The sequence below is a fragment of the Microbispora sp. CA-135349 genome (genome assembly GCF_050947365.1).
Lineage (GTDB): Bacteria > Actinomycetota > Actinomycetes > Streptosporangiales > Streptosporangiaceae > Microbispora.
In genome coordinates this window covers 5769259-5784239 of record NZ_CP192001.1, presented here as the reverse complement: position 1 = coordinate 5784239, position 14981 = coordinate 5769259, and the positions used below count along the sequence as shown (strand labels likewise).

The window sequence follows — 14981 nt, the reverse complement described above, 5'->3', positions numbered from 1 at the left end:
GGGCCGTGGTTAGGGCTCTCGGCTGCGGGTAGGCGCTTCCCAACCCTGGAAGGGAGGCAGGCCATGACCATCCAGAAGGAGTCGCTGTCCACGGGCGAACTCGTCCGCCGGCTGTCCGAGGACGTCTCCCGGCTGATCCGCGACGAACTGCGGCTGGCGCGGCTGGAAATGACTCGCAAGGGCAAACGCGCGGGCATGGGCGCGGGCCTGCTCGGCGCCGCCGGTCTCATCGCGTTCTACGGCGGGGGAGCCCTCGTGGCCACGGCGATTCTGGCGCTCGCGCTCGTGCTGCCGGGCTGGGCCAGTGCCCTGATCATCGGCGTCGCGTTGCTGGCGCTCGCCGGGCTGCTCGCCCTGGTGGGCAAGGAGCAGGTGTCCCGTGCGGCGCCGCCCACTCCCGACGAGGCGATGCGCAGCCTCAAAGCGGACATCGACGTCATGAAGGAGAGTGCGCGCAGATGACCGAGACCGAACCCGGAGCGGCCCGGCCGAACGCCGGGACCGTGGGTGTGCACAGACAGGACGTGTCCGATCCGGTCACGGAGCCGGAGTCGCTGAACGCCGTACGGCAGGCGCGACCCGGGCCCGAGCCCGTCGCCGCGGCCCGGGACACCGAAACCAAGAGCGAGGGCGGGGGGAAGAAGGGCCACGACGAGATCAGCGAGGTCCGCCAGGAGATCGAACGGACCCGCGACGACCTCGGCGACACGATCGAGGCGCTGGCCGCCAAGGCCGACGTGAAAGCGCGCGCGCAGGAACGCGTGCACGCGACCACCGCGGCCGCGCGGGCCAGGGTGGCCGGAGTCACCGGCCGTGTGCGGGAGGCCACGCCGGAGCCGCTGCGCGGAGCCGCCGGCAGGGTGGGTGAGCAGGCGAAGCGCCGTCCCGGCCTGGTCGCCACCGCCGGCGCCGTGGGCACCGCGCTGCTGCTGCTCCGCCGGATCACCCGGAGCCAGGGCCGTACGACGAGGCCCGGCATGACCGGGATGTTCCAGAAGGGCATCTCCGGCAGGGCGAGCATGCCGAAGGCCCGCGGACTCGGCAGAGCCCGTACGGGCCGGGGCAAGGGCCTGTTCGGGACATCCGGCATGACCGGCAAGCCGCTCGGCTCCCGGATGTCCGGCTCGAAGATGTTCGGTTCAAGGATGTCCGGGTCGAAGATGTTCGGCTCCCGGAAGAGGCTCGGCGGCATCGGCCCGCTCGGCGGCAAGGGCGCGTTCGGCGGCAAGCGCCCGTTCGGCTTCCGACTCGGCGGCTCCCGGATCGGCGGCGGTTCCCGAATGCTCGGGGGGAGGAGCATGTTCGGCCGCACCAGCATGCGCGGCGCCTTCGGCCGGAGCCGCATGGGCGGCGGACGCCGGATGTTCTCGCAGTCACGTCGCACGCTCATGCGGAGGTTCGCCCATTGATCACCGACCCCGAGGACGGGCGGGGGCCGCTGGAGAGGCTGTCGCGCCGCGACTGGATCGCGGTCGTCAAGCGCACGGCCAAGGAGTTCAAGGAGGACAACGTTCCCGACTGGGCGGCGTCGCTGACGTACTACGCCGTCCTCTCGATCTTCCCCGGGTTGATCGTGCTGGTGTCGATACTCGGCCTGCTGGGGCAGAGCGCCACCGGCCCGCTGCTCGGGAACATCAAGTCGCTGACGCCGGGGCCGGTCCAGCAGATGCTGCAGACCGGCCTCGCCAACGTGCAGCAGCATCAGGGCACGGCAGGGGTGTTCGCGATCACGGGTCTGCTGCTCGCGCTGTGGGCGGCCTCCGGCTATATGGGCGCGTTCATCCGGGCGACCAACGCGATCTTCGACATCCGCGAAGGCCGTCCGTTCTGGAAGGTGACCCCGCTCCGGGTGGGGCTGACGCTCCTGCTCGTGATCCTGATGGCGGCCTCCGTGCTCGCCGTCACCTTCACCGGCCGGCTCGCCGAGATCGCGGGGAACCTGATCGGTCTCGGGCCGACCGCGGTCACGGTCTGGGGCATCGTGAAGTGGCCGGTGCTCGTGCTGCTCGCGGCGGGCATGATCACTCTGCTCTACTACGCCGCGCCCAACGTCCGCCAGCCCGGCGTGCGGTGGCTCAGCCCCGGCAGTCTGTTCGCCGTCGTGGCCTGGGTCGTGGTGTCCGCCGGTTTCGGGCTGTACGTCGCGAAGTTCGGCTCCTACAACAAGACGTACGGCACGCTCGCGGCCGTGGTCGTCTTCCTCATCTGGCTGTGGCTGTCGAACCTCGTCATCCTGACCGGCGCCGAGCTCGACGCGGAGCTCCAGCGCGGTCGCAAGATCGCCGAAGGTGAGTCGCCGGCGGAGCCGTACGTCGACCCCCGTGATCCGCCGAAGGACCCCGAGCCCGAGGAAGGGCTGAGCGAAGCCCCCACCGGACGCACCTGAGACCCGCCGGCGCACCGGGCGGACGCAGGGCGGACGCAGGGTGGACACAGGGCGGACACAGGGCAGACACAGGGCAGAGGCAGGGCGGGCTCAGGACAGCAGCGCCGTCGCGGGGCCGCGTGCGCGTGCTCCGGTGATCAACCGAGATCGGCCGTCGCCGTGGCGCCGATGGCCAGGGCGAGCCGCGCGGGCAGAGGATAGGGGGCCTCCGCCGGCAGCAAATCCGTGACGTCCCGTCCGTGGCGCAGCGCCCGGTGGATGTCATGGACCTGACCGGTCAGATCGGTTATCGCCACGATCCACTGATCGACGTAACGGGCGACGGCCTCGCCGGACAGGCCTATCTGCACGGACCGGTACGGCAGCGGGTTGTGGTGCGGGTCGCGTTCGGGGTCCCACTGAATGCGGACCGGACTGTCGCGCAGACGCTGCCTCCATGCCGCGTGGTCCGTGTTCTCCGGATGGCTGAGACAGGCGTGCCCGAGCGCCCACTCGAATCCCTCCCGCGTGATCTCGATGGCCAGCACCCTGGTCTGGCCGGGCTTCGCGGCCCAGCCGCAGCGATACATCATCCACAGGAAGGACGGCTTGATCCAGGTCATCCGTTCGCGCTTGAAAGGCGGGACGAAGCGTTGCGCGGCGACGGCCGGGGCCGCGACGGCCTCGTCGTACGCCTGATAGACGGTGACGGTCGTGGCCGTGAAGGCGGCGCGGATCTGCCGGTACGGAATGCTCATTTCCAGAGAATGGCGAACGGCGCGGCCGCCGGACAACGGATTTTCCCGGGCGGGGGTGCGCCCGGTGCGGAACCGTCCGGCGGCAGCCGGGAGAGACGGCCTCGGGCGGGTCGTCTTTTCAGGCTGAGGAATTTACCCGCCGACGCCGCCGGTGTAAACGTCCATTGTCAATGAACGTCCGCGGCGATCTCGGTGCGATCTCGCGCCAGAAATGACGAATGAATGGGCTCATTGTTGGGCGGTGGCAGACCCCTGCCGTGAGAGCACCCCCCAGCCGAAGGCGGAGCCCCCATGGTCAGACGCGCCCTCACAGCCGCCGCCCTCTCCTCCGTCGCGTTCCTCGCGGCACCGCTGCCCGCGCACGCCGCGACGCTCGAACAGAGGCTCGCGGCGTTGTCGTCGTTCACCCAGCCCACGGCGTCGAGCGCCGCCGGTTGGCGCTCGGCGTGGCAGAACCAGCAGGCCTGGGCGGACTACGCGTTCGACTGGTCGACGGATCTGTGCTCGAGCAGTCCCGACCAGCCTCTCGGGTTCGACTTCAGGATGCCCTGCCGGCGTCACGACTTCGGCTACCGCAACTACAAGGCGGTGAGCCGGTTCCCGGCGAACAAGGAGCACGTCGACGACGCGTTCTATTTCGACATGCGGCAGGTCTGTGCGGGATATTCCGGCGTCGGCAAAAGCACCTGCGACGGCATCGCCTGGACCTACTACCAGGCGGTGAAGCAGTTCGGCGCCCTGAACGTCACCCAGGCGCAGCTCGAACGGATCCGCCGGGCCAGTGAGCGAGCCGTTCTGGACGCGCAGAGCTGATCCTCAGGATGGGCCTGCTCCGCGGCCGTCACCGGACGGGGCGGCGTTGCGGCGGGCGCGGAGCGCGCGAACCCTGCCCCGGCTCGCGCACGCGGGGGACGGGCACCAGCGCCTGCGTCCCGGCGGATCGACGAAGACACCCCTGCAGTCGGGCTCGGGACAGCTCTTCAGAGCGAGCCGGTCGGAGCCGGTCATCTGGTCCACCGCCTGGCGGGCGATCCGGGCGAGCGCGTGCGCGGTGGTCGCCGGGGGCTCGCGCCGCAGGCGGTCGTCCGCGCTCAGCCGGACCGGGTCGTCGTGCTCCTCGACGAACGCGGCCAGGTGGGCCACGGCCTCCGCCGACGGCGGCCGCTCCTCGACGGTGGCCAGCGCGAGCATGCGCAGCGTCTCCCGCAGCGCCCACGTGTGGTGCAGGTCCTCCTGGTCCGGGGGCCGGACCGGGGACAGCTCGCATCGCTCCAGCCACTCGGCCAGGCGGGCGGGGGTGGCGAGCCGTTCCACCGGCGCCGCGCTGAACGTGCGCCCTCTGGTGGCGAGCAGGTTCAGCCAGACGGCGCCGCAGTCGAAGCGGAAGGCGAGCTTGTCGTCACTGGTCACCCAACCAGGGTAACGCTTCAGCCGTTACATCGGTTACAGTCCTCCTTGTAACGCCCGAAGCGTTACATGGACGAGGAGGAATGGAACATGACGACGAGGCAGGCGCTGACGCGGGCCCGGCTGGACCGCGAGGAGGGATACCGGCTGCTCGGACTCCTGCAGGACGAGGCCACCCAGCAGGCCGTTCTCCCGGGTCTCGAGGAGGTCGCCCCGGGGTTTCCCGACTGGATCGTCACGGCTCTGTTCGGAGGCACCTATCTGCGCGAGGGACTGTCGCTACGCGACCGGCAGCTCGTCAACCTCGCCGCCCTCACCGCTGTCGGCGGCGTCGACCCGCAACTGGCCGGTCACGTCACGACCGCGCTGCGCGTGGGGATGACCCGGCAGGAGATCGTCGAGGTGTTCGTGCATCTGGCCCCCTACATCGGCGTGCCCAGGGCGCTGGCCGGGCTCCGCGTGGCCGTCGCGGCGCTCGGCGACGCGGAGCGGGAGGAGCGGCGATGACGGCGGCCGTCCGGACCGTGCTCGGAGACGTGCCACCGGAGGACCTGGGGGTCTGCGACGCCCACGATCATCTGTTCCTCGCCTCGCCGGCCCTGCCGGGCCAGGAACTGGACGACGCGGGGGCCGCGCTCGCCGAGCTCGACGCCTTCGCCGCTCTCGGCGGGCGTGCGGTGGTGCAGTGGACCCCCTGGGGACTGGGGCCGCGGGCGGAAGAGCTGCCGGGCCTGTCCCGGCGGTCCGGCGTGCACATCGTCTCCGCCACCGGCCTGCATCAGGCCAGGCACTACGACCCGGACCGGCTGCGGCGCGTGCACGGCGGGCTGACCGGCCTGTTCGTCCACGAGCTGACCGCCGCTCCCGTGAGAGCGGGCCTGATCAAGGTCGCCGGCGCCTATCACCGGCTCGACGACCACGCGCGGCACGTCATGGCCGCCGCGGCGGAGGCGCACCACGCCACCGGCGCGCCCATCGGTGTCCATCTGGAGGCCGGAACCGCGGCCATGGACGTGCTCTACCTGCTGTGCCGTACGTACGGGGTCGCCCCGCACCGCGTGATCCTCGGGCACCTGCACCGGTTCCCGGACACGCGCGTCCACCGGGAGGCCGCCGAGGCCGGCGCGTTCCTGGCGTTCGACGGCCCGTCGCGGGCGCACCACGGCGGCGACTGGCGCCTGCTGGACTGCCTGGAGGCGCTCGCCGGCGCGGGTCACTCCCGTCAGATCCTGCTCGGCGGCGACACGGTCACCGCGGCGGCCAGGTCCGGCGCCGACGGTCCGGGCATGCCGTTCCTGCTCGGCGGACTACGCCCGCGGATCGAGCGGCAGCTGGGCCATGACGTCGCATCCGCGATCTTCATCGGCAATCCGGCCCGCGCGTTCGCGACGGACTGGCGATCGTGACCGGTTCCAGCCGGGATCAGGGTTCTCCTCCCGGTGGGGCATGGACGTCTGGTGCGTCCAGCCCCTCACGGACCGGTTTCCGCCGCCGTCTTCCGATGCTCGCGCGGTGACATGCCGTAGGCGGCGCGGAAGGCCCGGCTGAAGGTCGCGGCGTCGGTGAAGCCCCAGCGGGCGGCGATGCTCTGGACGGAACGAGAACGCTGCCGGGGATCGGCGAGGTCGCGGTGGCATCGTTCCAGCCGGCAGCGGCGAATCCAGGCCGCGACGGTGACGCCCTGGTCCTGGAAGATCTTGTACAGGTGCCGGACGGAGATCTGGTGTGCCGCCGCGATCGTTTCCGGAGTCAGGTCCGGGTCGCCGAGCCGCTGCCGGATGAAATCGTGAACAAGCGACAGGAGAGCATGGTGCCGTGCTTCGGGCGACAGCAGCGCGGTGGTCTCGAACCGGTCGGCGCAGGTGGCCGCGATCAGATCGAGGGTGACGGTGGCGACCGCCTGCGCGTTGCGAGGAGTGAGGCCCTCCGCGTGTTCCGCCAGGTGCGTGAGATGCCCCGCCAGGACCCCGGTGATGCCGTGCTGGACGGGAATCGGCGTCGCCGCGAGCCGCCTGACCATGCCGGACCGCAGGCCGAGCGCCTCACGGGGAAACTGGACGATCAGCGAACGGGCCGGATCCTCGCCGGCTCCTCGCCACCCCTGATAGGGCACGGAGGAATCGATGAAGTAGAACTGCCCCGCCTGGAAGGCGGCATCCCGTCCCCCCTGACTTATGCCGCCACCGCCGGTGAGGACGAGGTGCAGCTGGAAGACTTCCGGGTCCGACCGCCGGATGAGTTTCGCGGGCCGATTCGCCTGCAGTATGTGGTGGCTCATCGCCGAGAAGTGAAAATCGCCGAAATTGACCACTCGGGCCGACGCGTCGAAGGAGGCGGGACGGTCCGTGGACAACCATGTGCACACGAGCAGCGTCTGCGACATCGTCTCGCGCCAGGAGGCAAACCGATCCTGAACGGCCAGGTCCCTGGTGTGCCACTCGGTAACTCTCATGCCTGTCCTCGGCGAGCCGTCGTTGAGATGTGGTCGCCATCATGATCGCGCGCCGCCGGGGGTGCCGCGGCGGCGCGTCGGCGGCTTCTCCCTGCGCGGGAGTGATCCAGAATAGGCTTCTGGTGTGACGGTCCATGAGGCCCGCATCGGGCGCTATTACGAGGACTTCGTGGTCGGCGACGTCTACCAGCATCCGCTCGGCCGGACGATCAGTGAGGCCGACAACACCTGGTTCACCCTGCTGACGATGAACACCAACCAGAACCATTTCAACGCGCACTTCGCCGCTCGGGCTCCGGTCGGGAAGATCATCGTGAACTCGGGGCTCTCGGTGGCGATCGTGCTCGGGTTGTCGGTCATCGACGTCAGCCAGACGGCCATGATGAACCTCGGCTGGGACGAGATCCGGCTGACCCATCCGGTCTTCGTGGGCGACACGCTCTACGCCGAGTCGATCGTGGCCGGCAAACGCGAGTCGAGGTCCCGGCCGTACGCCGGCATCGTCACCTGCCGCACGCGGGGCCTGAACCAGGATGGGGACGAGGTGATGTCGTGGCGCCGCGCGGTCATGGTCTACAAGCGCGACGCGCCCCACGACAAGGGGTATTTCCCGCGTGCCAAGACCGGCCCGATGGAGGCCTGATGGACTTCGAGTTGAACGAGGACCAGCGGCTGTTCCGGCGGACGCTGCGGGCGTTCGTGGACAAGGAGATCGTCCCCGTCGCCGCCGAGTGGGAGCGCACCGGGCGCTATCCCGAGGAGATCGTCCGGCGGTTCGCGCAACTGGGCCTGTTCGGCATCACCGTCCCTGAGGAGCACGGCGGGCTCGACCTCGACCGGGTGTCGTTCGCCCTCGTCTTCGAGGAGATCGCCCGGGGCTGGATGGGCGTGGCGGGGGTGCTCGGCTCCCACTCCCTGTCCACCTGGATGATCGCCAGATACGGCACCGACGAGCAGCGCCGCCACTATCTGCCCGCCCTGGCGACCGGCGCCAGGCGCACCGGGATCGCGCTGACCGAGCCGGGCGCGGGCACCGACCTGCAGGGCATCGCCACCCGGGCGGTCCGCGACGGTGACCACTATGTCGTCACCGGAACCAAGACGTGGATCACCAACGCCCGGCACGCCGACCCGCTGCCCGTGCTGGTGAAGACCTCGGTCGAGACACCCGCTCACCGCGGGATGTCGGTGCTGCTGGTGGACGCCGGCAGCGAGGGGTTCACTGTCAGCCGTGACCTGCCCAAGCTCGGCTACAAGGGCACCGAGACGTGCGAGGTCGTCCTCGACGGCGTGCGCGTGCCGGCGTCGCGCCTGCTCGGCGGCACGGAGGGGCGAGGCATGCAGCAGGTGCTGTCGGCGCTCGAACTCGGCCGCCTCAACATCGCCGCCCGGGCCGTGGGCGTCGCCCAGTGCGCCTACGACGCGGCCCTCGGCTACGCCCGCGAACGGCACGCGTTCGGGCAGCCGATCGCCGACTTTCAGGCGATCCAGCTCAAACTGGCCGACATGGCGACCGAGATCCAGGCGGCCAGGCTCATGACCTACTGGGCCGCCGTGCGGTCGGAGGCGGGGCCGGTGCGCAGCGAGGCCGCGATGGCGAAGTACTTCGCGTCGGAGACGGCTCTGCGGGCGACGTTGGAGGCGATGCGGATCCACGGCGGGTACGGCTACTCGCAGGAGTTCGTCGTCGAGCGTCTCTACCGCGACGCGCCGCTCATGGCGATCGGGGAGGGCACCAACGACGTGCAGCGGCTGATCATCGCCAAGGCCCTCATCGAGGGCGAGGCCCGGCTCGGATGGTGACCGTGGACGGCTGCGTGTTCTGCGAGATCGCGGCGGGGGAGCGGCCCGCCCACGTGGTGCTGGACGACGAGGTCGCGGCGGCCTTCCTCGACGCCCGGCCCGTGTTCAAGGGGCACGTCCTCGTCGTGCCGCGCGGCCACGTCGAGACCCTGCCGGACCTGCCGCCGGAGGCGGTCGGACCGTTCTTCGCCCGGGTCCAGGCCGTCGCGCGGGCGGTCGAGGCGGGCACCGGCGCGGCCGGCACGTTCGTCGCGATGAACAACCGGATCAGCCAGAGCGTGCCCCACCTGCACGTCCACGTCGTGCCGCGCAACCGCAAGGACGGCCTGCGCGGCTTCTTCTGGCCCCGGGTCAAGTACGACGGGGACGCCGAGATCGAGGATTACGCCGCCCGCATCCGCGCCGCGCTCGACAACCCTCCCGCGGCCGGACCCCGATAAGCCCTGCCCCGACGAGCCCTGCCCCGACGAGCCCTGCGCCGATGAGACGGGCCCGATGAGCCGGATTCGGTGTCGTCCGTAGCCGGGCGGCACCGCGCGCGGCACCGGGCGGCTCGATCCCGGCACGCCATTGGGCCTCGATGCCCGCAACGCTCCCGCGAATCTACGTCGTAAAGGACGAGAGCATGGATTTCCTGCGCACCCCCGACGAGCGCTTCACCGGCCTGCCCGGCTTCCCCTGCGAACCCCGCTACGCCGAGGTGACCGGCGGCGCGCGGATGGCGTACGCCGAGGCGGGCCCGATCGACGGGCCGCCGGTGCTGCTGCTGCACGGCGAGCCGAGCTGGTCGTTCCTCTACCGGCACGTGATGGCCGTGCTCGCCGAGGCGGGCTGCCGGGCGATCGCCCCCGACCTGATCGGTTTCGGCCGGTCGGACAAGCCGGCCCGCCCGGAGGACCACACGTACGCCCGGCACGTGGAGTGGGTGCGGTCGCTCGCCTTCGACGCGCTCGGCCTGCGCGACGTGACGCTGGTGGGCCAGGACTGGGGCGGGCTGATCGGGCTGCGGCTCGTCGCCGAGCACACCGGCCGCTTCGCCCGGATTGTCGCGGCCAACACCGGGTTGCCGACCGGCGACTTCCCGATGCCCGAGGTGTGGCACCGCTTCCGGGAGGCCGTCGAGAAGGCGCCCGTGCTCGACGTCGCCCGGTTCGTCCAATCCGGCTGCGTCACTGAACTGCCCGAGCCCGTACGGCGGGCCTACGACGCGCCGTTCCCCTCGGAGGAGTTCAAGGCGGGGCCGCGGGCGATGCCCGGCCTGGTGCCGATCACCCCCGACGACCCGGCCGCTCCCGCCAACCGCGCCGCCTGGCAGACCCTCGTCACCCTCGACCTGCCGTTCCTCATCGCGTTCTCCGACCGCGACCCCATCACCGGCGGGATGGCGCCGATCCTGAAGAAGTCCATGCGCGGTGCGGCCGGGCTCGACCACCCGGTCATCGCCGGCGCCGGTCACTTCCTCCAGGAGGACGCGGGCCGCGAGCTGGGCGAGGCGGTCGCCGCGTTCGTCCACAAGACGCCCGTCCGGTAGGCGCCGAGACCGTCACGCGCGGATCCGTCACCACCGCTTGTAGGGCTCCCACAGGATCGCGAGCACCGCCACGACCACGAGGGCGGTGAGCTGCATGATCACGATTCCCGTGCGTCCACGCCGCCTGGCGACGACCAGACTGGCGATCAGGATCGAGGCCACGACGGCGAACGAGCCGTACGCGACGGTGGAGCGAAGAGTCATCTCCGCCCGCCACTGCGCGAAAGTGGGATCCCCGCCCGAGCAGAACACCATGCCGCCGTCGCACAGCACGCCGCGGTCGCGTACCCGGTGGATGGCGAACCTCGCGGCCGTCAGCAGGGCGAGATCCACGATGAGGACGGCGACGGCGGTGGTGACACGCTCGATGGGGCCGCCCGTCCTCACGAGGACGAGCCTAAAAGGCCCGCGGCTCCGACGCGCTCGCCCGACGTCCCGGCGCGCGATGACGACCGTTCACCGCCGCGCCCGCGGTCGGGCGGCGGACGGGGGATAGGCTGCGGCGGCGTGGAACCGGTCGTCACCGCGCTCGTCGTCGCCGTCCTCGTCGCCGTGCCGGCGGTCGTGCTGTGGCGGGTGCTGCGCGGCCGTCGCGACCTCGGCAGCAGCCCCGCCGAGCGGGCGACGTTCGAGACGCTGCACACCGCGTCGCTGGCCGCGCCGCCGCTGCGGGCGGGGCTCACCAAGGCCGGCACGCTCAAGGCGTCGCGGCACCTGCGCGAGCTGCTCGGCTCCCCGGCCATCGCCATCACCAACGGCGAGGAGCTGCTCGTCTACGACGGCGTGGGCGACCACCACGCGGCCGAGGCGTTCGACCACGCCGCGGAGACGCTGAAGGACGGCCGCACCCAGGTGCTCGCGCTCGACTGCACGCGGCCCGAATGCCCCATCAGGAACGCCGTCGTCGTCCCGCTCACGACCGACGACCGGGTCGTCGGCTCGCTGGCGGCGTACGGCGACCACGCCTCGGCCGGGCTCGTGCGGGCGGCGCAGGAGGTCGCGCGGTGGGTCGACTCGCAGCTGGAGCTGGCCGAGCTCGACCGCTCCCGGACGATGCTGATGGAGGCGGAGGTCCGCGCGCTGCGGGCGCAGATCTCGCCCCACTTCGTGTACAACTCGCTGACCACGATCGCGTCGTTCGTCCGCAGCGACCCCGAGCAGGCCAGGGAGCTGCTGCTGGAGTTCGCCGACTTCACCCGCTACTCCTTCCGGCGGCACGGCGACTTCACGACGCTGGCCGAGGAGCTGCGCTCGATCGACCGTTATCTCACGCTGGAGCGGGCCAGGTTCGGCGACCAGCTCCAGGTCACGCTGCGCATCGCGCCGGAGGTGCTGCCCGTGGCCGTGCCGTTCCTGTGCCTGCAGCCGCTGGTGGAGAACGCCGTGCGGCACGGCCTGGAGGCCAAGCCGGGCGCAGGCCGCATCACGATCGTCGCCGAGGACGCGGGCGCGGAGTGCGGCATCACGGTCGAGGACGACGGCGTCGGCATGGACCCAGAACGGCTGCGGCGGGTGCTCGCCGGGGAGGACCGCTCGGGCGCGGGCGGCATCGGCGTCGCCAACGTGGACGAGCGGCTGCGGCAGGTCTACGGCGACGAGTACGGCCTCGTCGTGGAGACGGGCGAGGGCGCGGGCACCAAGGTCACCGTGCGGATCCCCAAATATCACCCCGGCGTCCAGACCTGAACCGAAAGTCGCGGACGCTGATCGGTGCGCCGCCCACGCTCCCGGCGAAGTGGGAGCCCGACCACAGCGTGTTCGCCCGGTAGTAGTGGCGGGCCAGTTCGGGGAACTCGGTCCGCATCCGCCGGGAGGACACCCCTCTTCAACGGGTTGACGAGGCGGGACAGGGCGACCTTGGGCGGGAAGTTCACCAGCAGGTGCACGTAGCCGGGCTTCGCCGTCGAAGCTGGCCAGTTCGCATTCGAAGTCCGCGCAGACATCCCGCATGATCTGCTCCATGCGCTCCAGGTGAGCCCCGGTGAACACCCGATGCCGGAACTTGGTCACGAAAACCAAGTGAGCGTGCAGGACGAAAACACAGTGCCTGCCGGTTGTGATGTCTCCATATTCGGCCACAGACCAATGGCAGGATCATGGCGTGCAGCTTCGGTACAACTACCGCCTGTCCCCGACGCCGGGTCAGCGTGTCGCGCTGGCGCGGGCGTCCGACGGCGAGTTGTCCAAGCGGGTCATCACCGAGGCGAAGAAGACGCCTGAGCGTGTTTGGCTGGGCGAGGTGTCCGCCGTGGTGTTGCAGCAGGCGCTGGCGGACCTGAACACCGCCTACCGTAACTTTTTCGCCTCCCTGGTGGGGAAGCGGAAGGGTCCGAAGGTGGCCCCGCCCCGGTTCCGGTCCCGCAAGGACAACCGGCAGGCGATCCGCTTCGCCAAGAACGCCCGGTTCCAGGTCACAGCGGGCGGGAAGCTGCGCCTGCCGAAGATCGGGGACGTGGACGTCCGCTGGTCTCGCTTTCTGCCCGCCGAACCGTCCTCGGTGACGGTGGTCAAGGACGCCGCCGGGCGGTACTTCGCATCCTTTGTGGTCGAGGTCGCCGAGCGGCCCCTGCCATCGGTCGAGTCCGAGACGGGGATCGATCTTGGGGTGTCGGCCTTCGCGGTCTTGTCGAACGGGCGGAAGATCGACTCGCCGCGTTTCCTGCGCCGGGCCGGGAAGAAGCTCAAGCGGCTCCAGCGGGCGTTGTCCCGCACGGCCAAGGGGCCGAACAACCGGGCCAAGGCCCGCCTGAAGATTGCCCGCCAGCACGCGAAGGTCACTGACGCGCGCCGTGAGTTCCACTATCAGCTCTTCACGCAGATCATCCGTGAGAACCAAACGGTGATCGTGGAAGACCTGGCCGTGGCGGGGCTGGCGCGCACCCGGTTGGCCAAGAGCGTGCATGACGCGGGCTGGTCGTAGTTCGTGACCATGCTGGAGTACAAGGCTCGCCTGTACGGGCGGGTCTTTCACCGGATCGACCGGTGGTTTCCCTCCTCCTGGCCGCCGGACGGGCGGAGAGACCAAACGCCTGTGGAGCGCGGGTAAGACCAGGCCCTGGTCTGGCACAGCGCGAGGAAGCAGGAAGCCTCAGAGGTGCCGCGTGACGCGGCACGGGCTGAATCCCCGGCCTTCAGACCGAGGAGCGCGTCAATGGGTGGTCCGTCTCGATCAGCCGGAGCCGCGCCTCATCGTCTTCGAGCTCGCCGCCGGCGAATACCGCCAGCGCCATGACGTGCGGATGGGTGAGCCGGTGACGCTCGACGAGCCGTTCCGGGTGACGCTCGACCCCGGGGCGCTGCTCCGCCGCCGTCCGGCCTGACCCCGGACTCGCCTCGATCCCAGCCGTGATGCGGTCGTGATGAGGAGGCGTTGACTTCCACGCGTTCCGGTCATCACTCTCTTAGGGATCGGTCGGTGCGAGAGGGGTGATCGTGAGCGGTCTGCGGGTTCTGGCGGTGGACGACGAGCAGCCCGCGCTGGAGGACGTCGCCTACCTGCTGCGCGCGGATCCCCGCATCGGCGACGTGCTCACCGCCCGCGACGGGGCCGCCGCGCTGCGACTGCTCGACCGCGCCATCGCGGACGGCAGGCCGGTGGACGCGGTCTTCCTCGACATCCGCATGCGCGGGCTCGACGGAGTGGTGCTGGGCCGGTTGCTGACCCAGTTCACCCGCCCGCCGAAGATCGTTTTTGTGACGGCGTACGAGGACCACGCCGTGGACGCCTTCGAGCTGAAGGCCGAAGACTACCTGCTCAAGCCCGTACGACCGGAACGGCTGGCCGAGGCGATCCGCCGGGTGTGCGGCAGCCGGGGCGAGCAGGGGGAGGGGCCGCAGGCGGACACGATCCCGGTCGAGCTGGGCGGCGTCACCCGGTTCGTCGCGAGCACCGAGGTGCGGTATGTCGAGGCGCAGGGCGACTACGCGCGTCTGCACACGGCGACCGGCAGCCACCTGGTCCGCATCCCGCTGGCCACGCTGGAGGAGCGCTGGGCGTCGGCCGGCTTCCTGCGCGTGCACCGCAGCCATCTCGTCGCCGTCAAGCACATCGACGAGCTGCACATCGACTCGGGCAAGTGTGTGGTGCGGGTGGGGGACACCGAGATCCCGGTGAGCCGCCGCCACACCCGGGAGCTGCGCGACCTGCTCGTCCGCCGGGCCCGCAAGGGTCAGGCCCGGTGAGCGCCACGAGGCCCAGGTGGTGACCGGCAAGCCCCGCAGGGCGGCGGCGACCGGCGCGCGCGGACAGGGCGAGGGGGCGGCGCCGACCGGGAAGCCCCGCAGGGTGACGGTGACCAGCCCGCGCACGGCGGCGGCCCGCAGGCCGCGGCACCCGCTCACCCGCGAGATCGACGAGCAGACCCGCCTCGGCGAGGTCTACATGCGCTCCCTGGTGCGCACGCAGTTTCGCCTGGCGTTGTTCGTGTGCACCGTGCTGGCCTGCGTCGTGGGCGGGCTGCCGCTGCTGTTCCTGCTGGCCCCGGAGCTGCGCGCGGCCGAGCTTGCCGGGCTGCCGCTGCCGTGGGTCGTGCTCGCGGGGCTGATCTACCCGGCGCTCGTCGGGGGCGCCTGGCTGTACGTGCGGCAGGCCGAGCGCAACGAACGTGACTTCGCGGACCTCGTGGAACGCCGATGAGGGTGGAACGCCGATGAGGGTGGGACGCC

General features: G+C 71.0%; 19 protein-coding genes and 1 pseudogene. 15 read left to right on the top strand and 5 right to left on the bottom strand.

Going from position 1 to position 14981, the window contains the following annotated elements; genetic code table 11:
• The first annotated feature begins 63 nt into the window (after positions 1 to 63).
• Genes ACQPZZ_RS26645 through ACQPZZ_RS26635 form a run of 3 tightly spaced genes read left to right on the top strand, consistent with a single transcriptional unit; the run spans position 64 to position 2386 of the window.
• Positions 64 to 462 carry a phage holin family protein gene (locus ACQPZZ_RS26645; RefSeq protein WP_363639064.1) on the top strand — a complete coding sequence of 133 codons (399 nt, stop codon included), beginning with the start codon at positions 64 to 66 and terminating at the stop codon, positions 460 to 462.
• Positions 459 to 1409 (top strand): DUF3618 domain-containing protein, encoded by a 951-nt coding sequence (locus tag ACQPZZ_RS26640; protein ID WP_432923454.1) that lies wholly within the window; start codon positions 459 to 461, stop codon positions 1407 to 1409. Before ACQPZZ_RS26645 ends, ACQPZZ_RS26640 begins: the two co-directional genes overlap by 4 nt.
• Entirely contained in the window at positions 1406 to 2386 is a 981-nt protein-coding gene (locus ACQPZZ_RS26635; protein WP_432923452.1) for a YihY/virulence factor BrkB family protein, read from the top strand. Before ACQPZZ_RS26640 ends, ACQPZZ_RS26635 begins: the two co-directional genes overlap by 4 nt.
• 137 nt (positions 2387 to 2523) lie before the next feature.
• Here the strand turns inward: ACQPZZ_RS26635 and ACQPZZ_RS26630 are convergent, their stop codons facing one another.
• Positions 2524 to 3123: a DUF4291 domain-containing protein gene (locus ACQPZZ_RS26630; protein ID WP_363639070.1), complete on the bottom strand. Its 600-nt coding sequence runs from the start codon at positions 3121 to 3123 to the stop codon at positions 2524 to 2526.
• Positions 3124 to 3414: 291 nt separating this feature from the next.
• On the opposite strand from ACQPZZ_RS26630, the gene ACQPZZ_RS26625 reads away from it, so the two are divergent.
• Positions 3415 to 3936, top strand: coding sequence for a phospholipase (locus tag ACQPZZ_RS26625; protein ID WP_432923450.1), 522 nt, complete (start codon positions 3415 to 3417; stop codon positions 3934 to 3936).
• Between the two features lie 3 nt (positions 3937 to 3939).
• Here ACQPZZ_RS26625 and ACQPZZ_RS26620 read toward each other — a convergent pair whose 3' ends face one another.
• Entirely contained in the window at positions 3940 to 4533 is a 594-nt protein-coding gene (locus ACQPZZ_RS26620; protein WP_432923448.1) for a CGNR zinc finger domain-containing protein, read from the bottom strand.
• Between the two features lie 87 nt (positions 4534 to 4620).
• Between ACQPZZ_RS26620 and ACQPZZ_RS26615 the strand changes: the two genes are divergently transcribed.
• Both ACQPZZ_RS26615 and ACQPZZ_RS26610 read left to right on the top strand, forming a co-directional pair.
• Positions 4621 to 5037 carry a carboxymuconolactone decarboxylase family protein gene (locus ACQPZZ_RS26615; protein WP_432923446.1) on the top strand — a complete coding sequence of 139 codons (417 nt, stop codon included), beginning with the start codon at positions 4621 to 4623 and terminating at the stop codon, positions 5035 to 5037.
• Positions 5034 to 5936: a phosphotriesterase family protein gene (locus tag ACQPZZ_RS26610; protein WP_432923444.1), complete on the top strand. Its 903-nt coding sequence runs from the start codon at positions 5034 to 5036 to the stop codon at positions 5934 to 5936. Before ACQPZZ_RS26615 ends, ACQPZZ_RS26610 begins: the two co-directional genes overlap by 4 nt.
• 65 nt (positions 5937 to 6001) lie before the next feature.
• Here the strand turns inward: ACQPZZ_RS26610 and ACQPZZ_RS26605 are convergent, their stop codons facing one another.
• Complete coding sequence (locus ACQPZZ_RS26605) at positions 6002 to 6982, bottom strand: helix-turn-helix domain-containing protein (protein WP_432923442.1); 981 nt, start codon at positions 6980 to 6982, stop codon at positions 6002 to 6004.
• A 124-nt stretch (positions 6983 to 7106) separates the two neighbouring features.
• Here ACQPZZ_RS26605 and ACQPZZ_RS26600 point away from each other — a divergent pair, with 124 nt between their 5' ends.
• The 4 genes from ACQPZZ_RS26600 (at position 7107) to ACQPZZ_RS26585 (ending at position 10316) form a co-directional block, all read left to right on the top strand.
• Positions 7107 to 7625: a MaoC family dehydratase gene (locus ACQPZZ_RS26600; RefSeq protein WP_432923440.1), complete on the top strand. Its 519-nt coding sequence runs from the start codon at positions 7107 to 7109 to the stop codon at positions 7623 to 7625.
• Positions 7625 to 8785 (top strand): acyl-CoA dehydrogenase family protein, encoded by a 1161-nt coding sequence (locus tag ACQPZZ_RS26595; RefSeq protein WP_432923438.1) that lies wholly within the window; start codon positions 7625 to 7627, stop codon positions 8783 to 8785. The genes ACQPZZ_RS26600 and ACQPZZ_RS26595 overlap by 1 nt, the downstream gene beginning before the upstream one ends.
• A complete protein-coding gene (locus ACQPZZ_RS26590; RefSeq protein ID WP_432923436.1) occupies positions 8779 to 9225 on the top strand; it encodes an HIT family protein in 447 nt (148 codons plus the stop codon). The genes ACQPZZ_RS26595 and ACQPZZ_RS26590 overlap by 7 nt, the downstream gene beginning before the upstream one ends.
• A 185-nt stretch (positions 9226 to 9410) precedes the next feature.
• On the top strand, positions 9411 to 10316 hold the full coding sequence (locus ACQPZZ_RS26585) for a haloalkane dehalogenase (RefSeq protein ID WP_432923434.1): 906 nt from the start codon (positions 9411 to 9413) through the stop codon (positions 10314 to 10316).
• A 27-nt stretch (positions 10317 to 10343) separates the two neighbouring features.
• On the opposite strand, the gene ACQPZZ_RS26580 is transcribed toward ACQPZZ_RS26585, so the two are convergent.
• Positions 10344 to 10703: a hypothetical protein gene (locus ACQPZZ_RS26580; RefSeq protein WP_432923432.1), complete on the bottom strand. Its 360-nt coding sequence runs from the start codon at positions 10701 to 10703 to the stop codon at positions 10344 to 10346.
• Between the two features lie 120 nt (positions 10704 to 10823).
• Here ACQPZZ_RS26580 and ACQPZZ_RS26575 point away from each other — a divergent pair, with 120 nt between their 5' ends.
• Positions 10824 to 12002: a sensor histidine kinase gene (locus ACQPZZ_RS26575; protein ID WP_432923430.1), complete on the top strand. Its 1179-nt coding sequence runs from the start codon at positions 10824 to 10826 to the stop codon at positions 12000 to 12002.
• On the opposite strand, the pseudogene tnpA reads toward ACQPZZ_RS26575, so the two are convergent.
• A pseudogene (gene tnpA / locus ACQPZZ_RS26570) lies at positions 11959 to 12395 on the bottom strand (IS200/IS605 family transposase). The gene ACQPZZ_RS26575 and the pseudogene tnpA sit on opposite strands and share 44 nt — an antisense overlap.
• A 100-nt stretch (positions 12396 to 12495) precedes the next feature.
• Here tnpA and ACQPZZ_RS26565 point away from each other — a divergent pair.
• The 4 genes from ACQPZZ_RS26565 to ACQPZZ_RS26550 all read left to right on the top strand — a co-directional run bounded on the left by ACQPZZ_RS26565 (position 12496) and on the right by ACQPZZ_RS26550 (position 14952).
• Positions 12496 to 13236 carry an RNA-guided endonuclease InsQ/TnpB family protein gene (locus ACQPZZ_RS26565; protein WP_432923428.1) on the top strand — a complete coding sequence of 247 codons (741 nt, stop codon included), beginning with the start codon at positions 12496 to 12498 and terminating at the stop codon, positions 13234 to 13236.
• Positions 13237 to 13471: 235 nt separating this feature from the next.
• Positions 13472 to 13636, top strand: coding sequence for a hypothetical protein (locus ACQPZZ_RS26560; protein ID WP_432923425.1), 165 nt, complete (start codon positions 13472 to 13474; stop codon positions 13634 to 13636).
• Positions 13637 to 13748: 112 nt separating this feature from the next.
• Entirely contained in the window at positions 13749 to 14498 is a 750-nt protein-coding gene (locus ACQPZZ_RS26555; protein WP_432923422.1) for a LytR/AlgR family response regulator transcription factor, read from the top strand.
• A gap of 19 nt (positions 14499 to 14517) precedes the next feature.
• Complete coding sequence (locus tag ACQPZZ_RS26550) at positions 14518 to 14952, top strand: hypothetical protein (RefSeq protein WP_432923419.1); 435 nt, start codon at positions 14518 to 14520, stop codon at positions 14950 to 14952.
• Positions 14953 to 14981 lie beyond the last annotated feature (29 nt).

Excerpts from the sequence above, each read along its gene's own strand:
- ACQPZZ_RS26630 (WP_363639070.1), bottom strand. The coding sequence starts at position 3,123 with ATGAGCATTCCGTACCGGCAGATCCGCGCCGCCTTCACGGCCACGACC.
- ACQPZZ_RS26615 (WP_432923446.1), top strand. The coding sequence starts at position 4,621 with ATGACGACGAGGCAGGCGCTGACGCGGGCCCGGCTGGACCGCGAGGAG.
- ACQPZZ_RS26625 (WP_432923450.1), top strand. The coding sequence starts at position 3,415 with ATGGTCAGACGCGCCCTCACAGCCGCCGCCCTCTCCTCCGTCGCGTTC.
- ACQPZZ_RS26605 (WP_432923442.1), bottom strand. The coding sequence starts at position 6,982 with ATGAGAGTTACCGAGTGGCACACCAGGGACCTGGCCGTTCAGGATCGG.
- ACQPZZ_RS26645 (WP_363639064.1), top strand. The coding sequence starts at position 64 with ATGACCATCCAGAAGGAGTCGCTGTCCACGGGCGAACTCGTCCGCCGG.
- ACQPZZ_RS26640 (WP_432923454.1), top strand. The coding sequence starts at position 459 with ATGACCGAGACCGAACCCGGAGCGGCCCGGCCGAACGCCGGGACCGTG.
- ACQPZZ_RS26585 (WP_432923434.1), top strand. The coding sequence starts at position 9,411 with ATGGATTTCCTGCGCACCCCCGACGAGCGCTTCACCGGCCTGCCCGGC.
- ACQPZZ_RS26595 (WP_432923438.1), top strand. The coding sequence starts at position 7,625 with ATGGACTTCGAGTTGAACGAGGACCAGCGGCTGTTCCGGCGGACGCTG.
- ACQPZZ_RS26590 (WP_432923436.1), top strand. The coding sequence starts at position 8,779 with ATGGTGACCGTGGACGGCTGCGTGTTCTGCGAGATCGCGGCGGGGGAG.
- ACQPZZ_RS26610 (WP_432923444.1), top strand. The coding sequence starts at position 5,034 with ATGACGGCGGCCGTCCGGACCGTGCTCGGAGACGTGCCACCGGAGGAC.